At 55.0% G+C, this 13,257-nt stretch carries 18 protein-coding genes and 1 pseudogene; 2 read left to right on the plus strand and 17 right to left on the minus strand.

Going from position 1 to position 13,257, the window contains the following annotated elements:
- Positions 1-20 precede the first annotated feature (20 nt).
- The 10 genes and pseudogenes from ACTID9_RS18085 to ACTID9_RS18130 all read right to left on the minus strand — a co-directional run.
- A pseudogene (locus tag ACTID9_RS18085) lies at positions 21-113 on the minus strand (manganese catalase family protein); the annotation flags it as partial.
- Positions 114-124: 11 nt separating this feature from the next.
- On the minus strand, positions 125-376 hold the full coding sequence (locus tag ACTID9_RS18090; RefSeq protein WP_122917131.1) for a spore coat protein CotJB: 252 nt from the start codon (positions 374-376) through the stop codon (positions 125-127).
- A 148-nt stretch (positions 377-524) separates the two neighbouring features.
- Positions 525-806 carry a hypothetical protein gene (locus ACTID9_RS18095; protein ID WP_441066230.1) on the minus strand — a complete coding sequence of 94 codons (282 nt, stop codon included), beginning with the start codon at positions 804-806 and terminating at the stop codon, positions 525-527.
- A 219-nt stretch (positions 807-1,025) separates the two neighbouring features.
- Positions 1,026-1,631 carry a LysE family translocator gene (locus ACTID9_RS18100; protein WP_441066232.1) on the minus strand — a complete coding sequence of 202 codons (606 nt, stop codon included), beginning with the start codon at positions 1,629-1,631 and terminating at the stop codon, positions 1,026-1,028.
- Between the two features lie 2 nt (positions 1,632-1,633).
- The gene (locus ACTID9_RS18105) at positions 1,634-2,068 is read right to left on the minus strand and encodes an Lrp/AsnC family transcriptional regulator (protein ID WP_441066234.1); all 435 of its coding nucleotides are present in this window, start codon (positions 2,066-2,068) and stop codon (positions 1,634-1,636) included.
- Between the two features lie 188 nt (positions 2,069-2,256).
- Positions 2,257-2,484, minus strand: coding sequence for a hypothetical protein (locus ACTID9_RS18110; protein WP_441066237.1), 228 nt, complete (start codon positions 2,482-2,484; stop codon positions 2,257-2,259).
- Entirely contained in the window at positions 2,429-3,484 is a 1,056-nt protein-coding gene (locus ACTID9_RS18115; protein ID WP_441072635.1) for a TIR domain-containing protein, read from the minus strand. Before ACTID9_RS18115 ends, ACTID9_RS18110 begins: the two co-directional genes overlap by 56 nt.
- Positions 3,485-3,646: 162 nt before the next feature.
- Positions 3,647-3,988, minus strand: coding sequence for a YolD-like family protein (locus tag ACTID9_RS18120; protein ID WP_441066240.1), 342 nt, complete (start codon positions 3,986-3,988; stop codon positions 3,647-3,649).
- 2 nt (positions 3,989-3,990) lie between these two features.
- The gene (locus tag ACTID9_RS18125; RefSeq protein WP_441066243.1) at positions 3,991-4,386 is read right to left on the minus strand and encodes a hypothetical protein; all 396 of its coding nucleotides are present in this window, start codon (positions 4,384-4,386) and stop codon (positions 3,991-3,993) included.
- A complete protein-coding gene (locus ACTID9_RS18130) occupies positions 4,383-5,621 on the minus strand; it encodes a DNA polymerase IV (RefSeq protein ID WP_441066246.1) in 1,239 nt (412 codons plus the stop codon). The genes ACTID9_RS18125 and ACTID9_RS18130 overlap by 4 nt, the downstream gene beginning before the upstream one ends.
- A gap of 183 nt (positions 5,622-5,804) precedes the next feature.
- Here ACTID9_RS18130 and ACTID9_RS18135 point away from each other — a divergent pair, with 183 nt between their 5' ends.
- Positions 5,805-7,370: a hypothetical protein gene (locus ACTID9_RS18135; RefSeq protein ID WP_441066249.1), complete on the plus strand. Its 1,566-nt coding sequence runs from the start codon at positions 5,805-5,807 to the stop codon at positions 7,368-7,370.
- A 6-nt stretch (positions 7,371-7,376) separates the two neighbouring features.
- Here the strand turns inward: ACTID9_RS18135 and ACTID9_RS18140 are convergent, their stop codons facing one another.
- The 3 genes from ACTID9_RS18140 to ACTID9_RS18150 all read right to left on the minus strand — a co-directional run bounded on the left by ACTID9_RS18140 (position 7,377) and on the right by ACTID9_RS18150 (position 9,194).
- Entirely contained in the window at positions 7,377-7,919 is a 543-nt protein-coding gene (locus ACTID9_RS18140) for a GNAT family N-acetyltransferase (protein WP_441066252.1), read from the minus strand.
- 138 nt (positions 7,920-8,057) lie between these two features.
- Positions 8,058-8,198 carry a hypothetical protein gene (locus ACTID9_RS18145; protein WP_441066255.1) on the minus strand — a complete coding sequence of 47 codons (141 nt, stop codon included), beginning with the start codon at positions 8,196-8,198 and terminating at the stop codon, positions 8,058-8,060.
- 78 nt (positions 8,199-8,276) lie between these two features.
- Entirely contained in the window at positions 8,277-9,194 is a 918-nt protein-coding gene (locus tag ACTID9_RS18150; protein ID WP_441066257.1) for a LysR family transcriptional regulator, read from the minus strand.
- A 174-nt stretch (positions 9,195-9,368) separates the two neighbouring features.
- Between ACTID9_RS18150 and ACTID9_RS18155 the strand changes: the two genes are divergently transcribed.
- Positions 9,369-10,388, plus strand: a complete 1,020-nt coding sequence (locus ACTID9_RS18155; protein ID WP_441072637.1) for a YeiH family protein — start codon at positions 9,369-9,371, stop codon at positions 10,386-10,388.
- 175 nt (positions 10,389-10,563) lie between these two features.
- Here the strand turns inward: ACTID9_RS18155 and ACTID9_RS18160 are convergent, their stop codons facing one another.
- The 4 genes from ACTID9_RS18160 to ACTID9_RS18175 form a co-directional block, all read right to left on the minus strand.
- Positions 10,564-10,773, minus strand: coding sequence for a hypothetical protein (locus ACTID9_RS18160; protein ID WP_441066259.1), 210 nt, complete (start codon positions 10,771-10,773; stop codon positions 10,564-10,566).
- A 270-nt stretch (positions 10,774-11,043) separates the two neighbouring features.
- Complete coding sequence (locus ACTID9_RS18165; RefSeq protein ID WP_441066261.1) at positions 11,044-11,496, minus strand: VOC family protein; 453 nt, start codon at positions 11,494-11,496, stop codon at positions 11,044-11,046.
- Between the two features lie 264 nt (positions 11,497-11,760).
- The gene (locus ACTID9_RS18170) at positions 11,761-12,492 is read right to left on the minus strand and encodes an IclR family transcriptional regulator (RefSeq protein WP_441066262.1); all 732 of its coding nucleotides are present in this window, start codon (positions 12,490-12,492) and stop codon (positions 11,761-11,763) included.
- 25 nt (positions 12,493-12,517) lie between these two features.
- The gene (locus ACTID9_RS18175; RefSeq protein ID WP_441066264.1) at positions 12,518-13,204 is read right to left on the minus strand and encodes an amino acid ABC transporter permease; all 687 of its coding nucleotides are present in this window, start codon (positions 13,202-13,204) and stop codon (positions 12,518-12,520) included.
- Positions 13,205-13,257: the final 53 nt, after the last annotated feature.

A 13,257-nucleotide genomic window follows, 5' to 3' on the forward strand; every position in this document is an offset into this window, starting at 1 on the left:
TTCACTTTGGGCCTGTGAGGTCCGCCGTACTGCGCAGACAAAAAACGCGCCATCTGCAAATCGGGCTTTCCTACCCGCACGGGGATTTCCAACTTTTTTTCATACACCCACATCGTCGTTCACCTCAATACTCGATTTCCCACGGCCACGGGGTGCTGCTCCAGTCCCATTTGCCGCGCGCCTTGGACAGTCCGTACTGCATTAATGGACCGTGCTGCTCCTCATACTCTTGCCGCAGATCGATCAATTCTTCGGAGAGATCGTTATATTGATGAAGGGCGCGCATGTCCTCCGGATTCATATCCAAGTAAAACTGCAGCTCAACCAAGGCAAATTGCACTTCCTGTAGTTTGCGAAGCGTGCTGCTCTCTTCCATCGTACTCCTCCTTCGCTTTCTTCTCCTTACCTTATGCAGGCACGCTCCATCTGGGCAATTGTCCCCTGCTGGCTTGCGCCCATTTTATCGGCAAAAAAAGCGCCCAACCTCGTTTCAGGTCGGGCGCTCGTATCAATCGATTCGGTTATTATTTCGCTTCAGCGACCGGACGGCATTTGCTGACGACGTGATGGCCTGCCGTTAATCCTTTCGCTTCCAGTTCTTCCGCTGTGAATACGTTCAATGTTTCGTTTTTACAGGGCATCGGCATCAATCCACCAAAAGGGCTTAGCACCCGTCCATTCGTATCAGTCTCGATGACCACAAACAAGCCTTTTGCCTCCAATTGCTGCAACAATTCGGTCCAGTGCTTGGTTGTCATCATATCCGCGTGCTTGGAAAAAATCATGCCCATTTCCTTTGCAATCATGTGCCTAAATCCCCTCTGCCTCTCGTTCATTATTCTCTCTTTCTTACCCTTAGATTACAGGGTCGAGAGGTGCTTTGGCAAAATCACTGGCGGTGCAAATTCGCGAAAAAGCGTTCATTTTGTTTCTGCTTTGCACAACAGATTCGCTTCTCTTCTCCGTACACATCTTTTTATCTTTCTGCTGTGCTTTTCACCTTTCACAGAAAATAATGACTTTATTCACTGCTGTGTTGCCTGCATGACGAGCATCAGGGCGAAAACCAGCAGTGCGCACCCGACCAGGCGATTCAAGGCTTGGAGCGCTTTGTCCCCGAGGCAGCGGTTCAAGCGGCTGGCTCCTATCGCCGCAAGGGCCAAAAACAGAAATGTGGCCGTCGCGCAGCCGAGCGAATAGAACAGCAAGCCAAGCCCCGGGGCAACCGCCCCTGCCGCGAGCAAGGAGCCGTACATGCCCGACCAAAACAAAATGGTCAGCGGATTGGCCAACGTCAGCAAAAAACCGTAGGCAAAGCTGCCCCGGACCGCGTCCTGTCTACCTGCAGCCGTTTGTGCCCCTTTGGCGCGCAGCAGTTGCCACCCAAACCAGCCCAAAAGTAGCGCGCCGCCCCAAAGCACCGCGAGCCGGACTTGGGGGATTGCCAGAATCGCGGACGCCCCCAGTGCAGATGCCGCCATGTAGCAAAGGTCTGTGGCCGTTACGCCTGCAGCCATTTTCACCCCTTCGCGCCATCCTTGGGACAGCGAGCGGTGCACCAGCGCAAAGAAGACAGGCCCGACAGACAGCTGCAGCACCAGCCCCAATGCCAGTCCGTGCAAAAAATCCATCGTTATCCTTCCTCCTTTACGCTGGAAAGCGTGATGATCGTATTGGTTTTCACGATGCCCGGAATACTTTTCAGCTCGCGGGAGATCAGCGTTTCCAGGCCGCTCGTGCCAGCGGTCGCGACCTTCAGCAAATAGTCGTACTCCCCGGCCAGATGGTGGCATTCCAGCACAGCGCTGTTTTGCAGCACATGCTCCTTGAAGCCGTTGATATGCTCAGGCCGCTCGATCGAGACGAAAATATAGGCAATGAGCGTCTGCCCCAGCTTTTCGCGGTTCAGCTTGACGGTGAACGACTGGATGATTTGCCGCTCCTCGAGCTTCCGAATCCGTTCGGCTACCGCCGGGACGGACAAATGCACCCGTTTGCTGATTTCCGAGCTGCTCATCCGGCTGTTGGCCCGCAGCAGCTCCACGATGCGTTGATCCACTTCATCCATGCGACTCACTCCACTTTTCATTGTGAAGCTATTGTACGGGATTTAGAAAACTTTTTACATACACTTTGGCAAACTCGTTATTTTTAATGTTTTTTCCCTCCTTTTTCTTTCATTTTTTTCGTAACGAATGCGATCATTCGCAAAAAAAGGACCGCACTCTTTGTTCGAGTGCAGTCCCTTTCAAATCGTTAACAAAACGATGGTTTTACATGGTTCACTTTTCCGCTGAGAACGTGGACGTATTCCTTGTCGCCGCCCTCGACCGACGGGCCGACAAAAACGTCCGCCTTCGCCTCGCGCCGGATCAACGCGCCTCCCTGTGTCGCGCCCATGCCGTCAGAGCCTCCGACCGCCCAGCGCTCAGTCGTGGATGATCCGTAGATCGACGCTCGCTTCTGCTCCCTGCTCCGCTTCATCTGAATCCCCTCCAACTAAATGACTGATGGTCGACAATAGCTCCCCGTTATGGCTGACGACCTCCGCGAGGTCTTCATGGGATAGCGTTTCCATTCCCGCCATATGCACAGAAAGCACATGATCGGTATCTAAAGGATAGCATAGGACATAGACCTCCGCAACTTCTTTGCGGTGCAGAAATTCCCATGTGCCGTTGAGAAACGCTTCGAGGACATAAATTTTTTTGGCACCTTTTTTTTCGGCGTACTCCTGGAAGCTGTAAAATCGGCCTTTCCCTACATTCCCGCCCACTTGGCGGACACCGTCGCCTGCCACCTTCCAGATCGCGGCGCCGGTTACGCGATAGCCGTCCGGCGGGAGCAGCGAATTACGCACCGCCTCGCTGAAGGATTGATACTTCTCCCCGGCGGTCGCCACCCTGACATTCCGGTTGTACTCCCAGAAAAAGTGCAGAATGCTCTGTTTCTTTTGCAGCTCGCGGTTTTTTTCTTCGAGCAGGCGGTAGGGATCGGGGAAGTGCCGCTCTGCCCGGATCGCTTTGGCGATATGGCCGCAGGCGACATCCACGGCAGCGAGATAATTGTCCCGCACAGCCTGCCGATAGGTCAAAAGCGTCATTCCTTGCAGATCGGACAGGATGTGGAAGTCTTTGATCGTCTCTTCTTTGATCAAGTCATCCCGCTCTCTCACGTTCTGCGGGATGATCGCGAACACCCGGCTGCGCCGCAGCTTGCCCCAAAACAGCCCCATCTCGAACAAGGTGTTGTCCCTTGTGATGAATACGTAATTGCCGCGATGAAGCGCCACATCGTCGGCAGCAAATACAAAGATGCCAAAATCGCTCAGGTCCAGCTGCTGCTCCAATGCTTCCATCGTATAGGAATTCGCTCCAAAGGCTGCATACCATGGCGTCACCTGTGCCACGCGGCTCAAGCTCTCATGGACAGCTCGCGCATACTCGATCGCTTCCCTGGAGGAGCCTATGAATACTTCTGGCATCGACACAGCGGATTCTCCTTTTTTCTCGGACGTTCAATTGTCCATCCAGTATACAATTTTTTCCGTTGCAGGTGAAGTTTGAGTTTTCCGAACAAAAATACGACCAAAAAACGCGGGTTCCCCAGCCTTACAGGAAAACCGCGTTTTTTTGGCCTGCCTTCCTCACTGCTCGACCTTGAGCACCGCGTCAAAGGAAATGCGGATGCTGCCACCCGCTCCCGACAGCTTGAGGATGCGCGCCGTCGGGTCGATATGGGCAACACACCCGTCGTCGTGTCGCTCCCCTACGCCGCTTTCGACATGTGTGATCCGGATCGGCTGCTTTCGCTGGTACGCGGCCCAGATGCGCTCGCTCAGCTCCGCCCGCTCTTCGTCATCAAGGGCCGGCGGCACATAGCGCCTCTGCTCCTCCTGAATCTGCCGGTACAGCTCCCGATGCTCCGGCAGCACAAAACGGCTGGCCGCAAACAAATTCGCCTTTTTCGATATTGTTTTTTCCCTCATCGTCAGTCTCCTCCCTTTGCCAGCTGCTCCCGATGGCGCACAAGCCAGCCCCGCAGCCGTTCCTGGCACTCTGCATGCAGCAATTCAATCGAGTAAACCGCCTCCTGCCGATAGCCTTTGATGCGAATCTGCACGGTATAAAATTTTCCTTGCTTGCGGGCGGTAAGGATTTCGACCCCTTGCCTGAGCAGCTGGCGCTTGAGCTGATGATGCTGCCGCTCCGCCCAGACGGACAGCTCTTCGAGCACCGGCAAATACGACAGCTTGAGGCTAAGCGGGCGCAACGTCGCCAGATCCACTGCCACCGCCTTGAAAAAAATGCCGTACAGCACGCATTCGAGCAGCAGATCGCGGGCTGACTGCTGCGGAGCGGAAGCGCCCTCCGGCTGGCCGCTCATTTATAGTGGCCCCCGATTTTTTTGGCGCGCTCTTTCGCCTGGCCTGCCTTCAGCACCGAGACGGCACGGACGATCGCATCGTTTCCATAACGTCTGCGGATGTCATCCATCACCAGCCCGAGCGAGCGGCGTCTGGGCGTATCGTCGAACAGGCTCAGCTGCACCACATTGTCAGGCGCGAGCTGGCCCAGATTCACCCTCACGCTGCGCACCGGGAGATGCTGCCAATGCCGTTCGAACAAATGGCAGACGCCCATGTAGAGCGCCGTCGCGTCATGGGTCGGCTCCGCCAGCTTCATCTGCCGGTAAAAGCCGTTTCCCGCCGCGAGATCAGCCCCGCGGCAGCCGACGGAGACGACCTGCCCCATCAACCCTTTGCTGCGCGCGCGGCGGCATACCTCTTCGCACAGCTCGAGCAGCACCACCTTGATTTCCTCTGCGGTATGGTAGTCCCGCGGCAGCGTCATATGGTGCCCGATCCCTTTTTGCACATCGTGCGCGCGCGGCGATACCGGCGACTCGTCGATGCCGTGCGCCGTGTTCCAGAGCACCTCGCCATTGACGCCCCACCGCCGCATCAGCACCCCTGGCGACAGATCGGCCAGCTGCTGGATGCGATAGATGCCCATCCGGTGAAAATGCCGCTTCATCCGCGAACCGACGCCAAACAGCTTCTCGATGGGCAGCGTCCACAGCGTCTCGCCCAGCTCTGCTTTTTTCAGCCAAAAAGTCCCGTCCTCCCGCTTCTTGGCGAAATTGTCGCAGGCCATCTTGGCCAGTATCTTGTTCTCGCCGATGCCGACGCGGCAAACAATCCCGGTCTCCTGCTTCACCCGTTCCCGGATTTTTCGGGCGATCTCCCGCGGCTCCCCGAACAAGGAGAGGCTGCCGGTCACATCGAGAAACTGTTCGTCGATGGAATACGGCTCGACCAGATCGGTAAAGGATTCGAAAATACGCGTAATCTGAAGCGACACGTGCATATACATCTCCATGCGCGGTCTGACCACCACCAGGTGGCGACACTTTTGTTCCGCCTGCCACAGCGCCTCGGCCGTGGTCACGCCGTACGCTTTAGCCAGCGGGCAGGCTGCCAGCACCACGCCGCTGCGCCGTTTCGGATCGCCGGCCACGACGATCGGCTTGTCGCGGATGTCCGGATTGGCCGCCTTTTCCACGCTGGCATAAAAGCTCTGCATATCGATCAAAAACACAATGCGCTTGCTGCTGTCCATTGCAATCCCTCCAAGATAACAGGAACAAATGTTCTTATTACAGTATAACAAACATCTGTTCTCATTTATACCCGAAGGGAAGTACATTTTTCTGGTAAAATTTTCTTTTATTCGTAACGAATCGTCTTCGTTCGACGTCCAATCAGTATCACTTCCGACCGAATGAAAGGATTGTTAGCCAAAATGACACAAACGCGCGCGCTGCTCGCCCTGCTCCTCTTGGCTCTGCCCCTCTCCGCCTGCCGTGCTCCCGATGAGGCTGCCAAAGCAGATGTACCCGGCTTCTTCATAGCCTCTCCGACCGCCCAGACGCCCACTCCCGCAACCCCCTCTGCTGCACAACCGCCAAAAACCGATGCGCCTGCGGAAACACCCTTTGACTACGCTTCGCTCACAGACCCTGTTCTCATCCGGCTCGATGAAGAACCGCGCCTGCAATCCCCGATCCAAACACTGGTCGGCACAGCGCCGCAAACGTACACGCTCTTTTTCAAGGAAGCGATGAACCGCGCCTCGGTCGAAAAAGCGCTGCGGGACGCACAAGCGAAATATCAGGAGGAGCGGGAGAACGCAGCCAGGCCGACCTACTCGTTTGCATGGGCGAGCGATCGGCAACTGCATGTGCGCGTCGAGATTCCGGACGCCTCCGCCCTTCCTCCTTTTGGCGAGTCAGGGTATGTGCTGGACGTATCGGGCGCGGTGACGCAGACAGGCGCCAGCTTGACCGATGCCCCCCGCTTTCGGGCGATCGCGGAAAATCCCGGACAGCTGTGGCGCATCCGGGCGGACGGCAGCGCGCGCGAACAGCTCACAACGTTTGATGCGCCCTATGTGACCATGGACTGGAAGGGCGACACAGAGCGCTACTTGCTGCTCAGCCGCTTCCAGCAGTATTGCGAGTGCGACGCGGATTATGAACGTATCTATGCCCTCTATGATACCGAAACCAAACAGATGACCCGCTACCCGGTGGAACTGATGGAAAGCTACCAAGGGAGCGGGGCGTTTATCGCCGATACGCGCGGATTTTTCTACGCCAAACCGGAAGATGCCGCCAGCCAGTTGCCCACAAGCGACACCGCCATTTCCTTTCAGCTCCCTGACTATGTGTATGGCAGCGGATTCAGCAAAGACAAAGCCTATCTGTTTCTCGCCGCAGGCAAAGAAGGCCAGAACGCCGACCTCGACCTGATCGTTCGCAACCTCGCCACAGGCGAACAGCAGCGGTTTCCCCAAGCGTTAAAGGGCAACATCATCGAAAGCGAGGTCAGCACGAGCAAGCTGCCGGTGACCTTTGCCGATGATGGCCAGCGTGTCACTTTTGTGATGCAGGATAAAAAAGCGTTCAAAGAGCTGCGCTACCAATACGACTGGAAAACAAGGACGGTTCAGGCATGGAACCCGCCGGTAGCGGAAGACTCCTGGTCCGGCTATACCGCTTCCGACGACAATCTGTACCAGCTGTACCCGAATGCCGGCTTGTATAAAGGCACGGTCAAAATCAGCGACGAAATCCGCGACGGCGTCTGGCTGAACGGTACGCACCGGTTCGCTTTTCTGGAACTCGATGAGCGCAGCAGCGACGACGCTCCACAGACGCAGAGCCTCCATCTGTATGATGCCGTTGCGAACCGCGCGCAGCAGATCGCAGGCTCCCTGTGGCCCGACGCCTTCATCGTCGGCACAAGCCGGGACGGGACATGGATCTATGTGCGCACGGCACAGAAGCTTCCAGCCGTTTTGCACTAAGCAGGCTCAGTCGTTTTCATTCACGATCGCCAGCACCTGATGGTCCTCCCATTTGCCGTTGATCTTGACGTTTTTCCGGGCGATCCCTTCTTTATGGAAGCCCGCTTTTTCCAAAACTCGCATCGACCGTACATTATGCGGCATGACACCGGCCTCGATCCGGTGAAGTGCGAGCTTATGGAAGGCGTAATCCACGACCATGCGAACCGCTTCCGTCATATAGCCGTTGCCATTGTGCGCCTGATCCATGGAGTAGCCGATGAAGCAGCTTTGCAAGGGACCTCGCAACACCTCGGAGAGCGTGACGTTACCGATCAGCTCGCCGGTATCAGCCAAATAAATGCCAAACGAATAGCCCTGATCCTGTTCTTTTCGCGCAAGATCGGCCTGAATGCGGGCTTCTTGCCCTTCGAGCGTGTAAAACGCTTCCTCGCGCTTCGGGATGTATGATTGAAAAAACGACCGATTGCGCAGGTGGAGGCGCAGCATCGCCTCGGCATCGCTTAATTCGAGCAGCTTGAGCGTAATTTTGTTTCCGTGCAGTTTCATTTTAAAACTCCTCCTCATGTGTTTGCGTTGACCAGCAAGAAAAAACGCCACAGGCAGCCTGCCCTGTGGCGTTTACTCTTTTTATCGCAAAAACCACAGGAAAGCGACCTGTGGCATTACTTGCCCACTTGTTTCGTTTCAACCTCCGGCGCAAAGGAGCCAACAGTCGCTCGTATATCCATTTTTGGACAGACTTCTCCCGTTGCGCGCATTGTTGAAGAAAACGGCAGTCGAGTACCCGATGCCTTTTGCCAAAGAGGATAACGAACGTTTTTTCATGTGGGCACTCTCCTTTCCAAATTTTCACTTATTAACAATAGCATTGCAATTGTCCCCTGTCAATCGCCCACACGTCGGCTAATCTGCTTTGGGGCGAAAGGCGGGATAAAGCTCATCCTCCCGCAACAGCTGCAAAAAGACCTCCAGCGCCTTCGTTTGAAACGGCGTCGACTGCCTCACGAGCGAAAAGTGGCGTTTGACTGGCGGCACGCCCGCAACGCTCACCATATGCAGCGTGCCGAGCAAAAGCTCCTTGCGTATCGCCCATTCGGACAGCAGCGAAATGCCGAGCCCCGCTTCTACCGACTCTTTGATAATTTGGGTGCTGCCGAATTCCATCAAGTTGTTCGGCATCTGCGGGAGCATGCGAAAAAACCGTTCGCTTACCTCCCGCGTGCCCGAGCCCATTTCGCGCACGATCCAGATTTCGTCGCACAGCTCGCGCGCATCGACCTCCTGCCGTCCGGCAAAACGATGCCCGGCTGGCACCACCACATACATCACATCCTCCGCGAACGCCTCCACGACCACGCGTTCATTCCCCGGGTTGTAGAGGCCTTCGATGATCCCGACATCCAGCTGATGGTTGACGACCATCGCGGCGATTTCTTTCGTGTTATGAATCGTGATCGTCGGCGTGATCATCGGATAGTTCGTCCGCAGATGGGCAATCATATGCGGCAGCACATATTCGCCGTACGTGAAGCTGGCCCCGATCGACAGCGGGCCGCTCGCCGTATGCTGCAGATCATCAACCAGATTTTGCATCCGCGTGTAAAGACCGACGATTTCCTTGGCATGGTGGTAGACGATCTCCCCCGCCTTGGTCAAACGTACATACTTGTTGCTGCGCTCCAGCAGCTTGGCCCCGGTTGCCCGCTCCAGCGACTGGATATATTGGCTGACCGCCGGTTGGGTCATGTGCAATTCTTCCGCTGCCCGCGAAAAGTTTTGCTGCTCCACAACCGTCAAAAAGACAAGCAACTGCTGATCCATCCTATTCATCACCTCGCATGCCTTTTATTATACATATTTACTTATTATCATCATCATAACGATTTATTTTCCTTATGTCACGCTTTCGACTATGCTGTCAATGTAAGTTACAACGCTGAGGTGATCGAAATGGCAGTACAAACGAAGCAAGGAACCGCCTCCCTTTTCAATGAAATGACGAAGAAAAACACGAACGAACCGGAAACAACGACCTCGACAGGCCGCTGGCTGGGAGGCATTGCATTTACAATGACAGTCGCCCTTCTAGGCTACGCGCTGGCAAAAGTGCCCGGCTTTGACCATGTTGGCCCGCTCGCCTGTGCGATCATCCTCGCCGTAGCGTATCGCCAAATCTGGGGATACCCCGAGCAGTTGCGCACAGGGATTCAATTTTCTGCAAAGCGCCTGCTCCGTCTTGCCATCATTTTATATGGATTGAAGCTGAATATGGATGTTGTGTTTCACCAAGGACTCGGGCTCTTGGCGTATGATGCCGGCGTGATCGTCTTTTCCATCGGGCTCACTGTCTTGCTGGCCAAATGGCTGAAAGCGGACGCGTCGCTCTCGCTTTTGCTTGGCGTCGGCACCGGCGTGTGCGGAGCGGCGGCGATCGCGGCTGTTTCGCCGATTCTGAAGACGCGGGATGAAGATACGGCGATCGGCGTCGGCATCATCGCGCTGGTCGGAACGATTTTTGCCGTCGGCTACACGATCCTCCGTCCGTTTTTGCCACTTGCGCCCACCAGCTATGGCATCTGGTCGGGAATCAGCTTGCACGAGATCGCCCATGTGGCGCTGGCAGCCGCGCCCGGCGGTCAGGATGCGCTCGCGATCGGGCTATTGGCCAAACTGGGTCGCGTCCTGCTGCTTGTTCCACTCTCTTTCATTTTGATGGCGTGGATGAAAAAAACCGGCCGCGCCAAAGCGGAAACCAAGATCGAGTTCCCTTGGTTCCTCATCGGCTTCATCGTCATGAGCTTTTTCGGCAGCTATGTCATGGGCAGCGTCATCCCGGTATCGGATAGCCTGAAGGATGGCATCGCGACATTGACTACGTTCGTCTTGACGATGGCGATGGTCGGGCTCGGGCTGAACGTCAATCTGCGCGACCTGCGCACAAAGGCGTTGCGCCCGCTGATTGCGATGAGCATCACGTCTGTGCTGCTGTCGGTTTTGGCTTACGTTTTGGTTTGATGGGCAGGGGTGGAGAGAATAAGGAAAAAAATAAAAAAACCATCAGGATTGCTTGATGGTCAGGCTGGCGATAGACCCCCGCTTTGCATTTTGCGGATAGGGCAAAAAAATGTAAAACGGTACGCGAAACGCCCCCTTTTTTCGAAAGTGGGCGTCTCGACACGCAGAGAGCCGCTCACTGGCTCTCTTTTTTCCTGTTCTGCTTCACTTCCTGTTCCAATCGCTCGATCCGCCGCTCCAGTTCGGCAATGGTCTTCTGCTTTCGGTTGGATCGTGCGATGAGATAGAGGATCAGTCCGACAGGCAATCCGAGCAGGATCAGAAATGTTATCAACTGGAACAGGAGCGTGCCCCATTCGATGCTGACGGCTCCAAGGTCGAGCATCGGTTTTCCCTCCCCGGTTTGTGTTCTCTTTTGTAGTACGGGTGAAGCGGAGGGAAGGTTGCAGCTTGAGGGCGGGAAGGATGGGTTTTTGTGGAGGCGAGGAGAACAGCTCACGCCAAAAAACGAAAACTGCGCCCCAAAGCCACACGCTGCGCGGCGAATGTATCTCAAGGATGTAGTAGATGTGGCGCAAAGGCGCTTCCGTTTTTTGGCGTAAGCCTGGTCGGCATTGTCATGTATATTTCAGTTACGTTTTCTTTTAAACGTCACTTATTTATTACCGAGTTGTTCCGCCAAACCGATTAGAAGTCCTTCCGTTCCGCGAATGTAGCAGAGCCGATACGAGTCCTGGTACTGAACCACTTCGCCAACGAGCTGAGCACCATGCTTCGTGAGTCTGGATACCATTTCGTCAATGTCTTCAACGGTGAACATGACGCGTAGATAACCGAGGGCATTTACAGGAGCAGTTCGGTGATCCGCTATAGGCGGTGGGGTGAGAAATCGCGAAAGTTCAAGTCGGCTGTGGCCATCTGGGGTAACCATCATAGCAATCTCTACACACTGTGAACCCAGCCCGGTTACGCGACCAGCCCATTCACCTTCGACAGTAGCTCGTCCTTCGAGCTTCAAACCAATCTCCTCGAAGAAAGAGATTGCGTTATCAAGGGATTCTACAACGATACCAACATTGTCCATTCTCAGTAATTTGTTTTTTTCCATCGTTTTATCTCCTTATGTGTATAAATTGACAACCTGATCAACTTCATATTTATTCTACAGTAATTACCAATTCCCTCCAAACGATTTCCACGATATTTGGCTTTTCCGCCGCGTTTACGTGGCTTACGACCGGCAATATTCCGTTTGCCCTTTTCGGAGAATAAGAAAAACTTCTTTCAGAAGTCCTTTCGAGAAAGTCCCCTTTTATCCAAAGGGGACTTTCTCGACAAACAGAAAACCATCAGGATTCCCTGATGGTTTTCCTTATAAACCACCGATTCTTGCTGTGATGAGCGCGGCGGCTTGTTTGACTTTTTCGACGAGGGTTGACAGGCGTTCTTCCGGCACGCGGAAGCTGGGGGCGTTGATGGAGAGGGCGGCGACGGGCTGGTGGCCGAATCCGATGATCGGGGCCGCTACCGCGACGGTGCCTTCCGTTTTTTCTCCATAGCTGATCGCATAGCCCGCCTCCTTGGCGACGGCCAGCTGCTCCAGAAAAGCCTGATGCTGGGCGGCGGGCAGCTGCTTGGCTACGACCTTCAGCATGTCCGCCTGCTTCCAGTGCGCCAGAATCACCCGGTTGGGCGCACCGATCGTAAGCGGAATCCGCTCGCCCAGATTTTCGTCGATTCGCAGCTTCAGCGGGCTTTCCACCTTTTCAATCGGGATGGAATCAAAGCCAGCTGGCATGTTGAGGAAAATGCTTTCCTCCACCTCCTGCGCCAGCTCCTCCATGATCGGTCTGGCGACATGCCGGAAGTTGATCTTGTCATGCAGCGCAAAACCGATCTCCATCCACGTATAGCCTGCTTTATAATGCTTGGTCACCGGCTCCTGCTCGACCAGTCCATACTTGATCATCGATTCCAGAAATCGGTGCAAGGTACTGAGCGGCAAGCCGGTCGCATCAGCTAACTCAGAGATGGGCCACGCTGGTTTCTCGTCCGAAATCAGCACCCGGATAATCGTCATCGTCCGATCGATTGATTGAACCATATTCTCCCGTCCTCTATTGTTCACATTACGCTGCCACGCCGGTATCCTTGCTCCGCGACTTTGCAGAGCGGCGGTCATTGGACAGCCTTCCTTCCAACTTGTTCACAAAGTACGTGAACAGCATGATCAGGGCCAGATAATACAGGCCGACTACCATATACGTATCCAGCTGGCGGTAGTTGGAAGCCGCCTCGCTGAGCGCTGCGCCCCACAGATCGGACATCCCGACATACGCGACCAGTGACGAGTCTTTCAACCCGATGATGAACTGGTTGCCCAAGGCCGGAATCGCCCGCCGGAACGCTTGCGGCAAAATGATCCGCCGCATCGCCATCGAATACGGCATGCCGAGCGAACGGGACGCTTCCATCTGCCCGCGGTCGATGGATTGGATCGCGCCGCGGAAAATTTCGCCGATGTACGCGCCGTTATGGATCGCGAGTGCAATCGCTCCCGCCCAGAACGCTGAAAGCGTTACCAAACTGGAAATCCCGAAATACAGGATCGCGATCTGCACGATCAGCGGCGTGCCCCGAATGACGGTAATGTATAGGTGCGCGATGGTATTCAACACTTTGGAATCGGAAATGCGGAAAAATGCAACGACAAGACCGACAAAACAGCCCATTACCAGCGCGACCACCGTCAATTTAAGCGTAAGCAGCATCGCACTCAGGAAAAGCGGATAACTGGAGAATAAAATATCAATCACAAATGATCACTCCTCGCTCTGGCTGAAAAACGTGAGGGTGTCCTCGGAGCGGG

Source organism: Brevibacillus fluminis (assembly GCF_052072235.1).
In the GTDB taxonomy this organism is placed as follows: Bacteria; Bacillota; Bacilli; order Brevibacillales; family Brevibacillaceae; genus Brevibacillus_D; species Brevibacillus_D fluminis_A.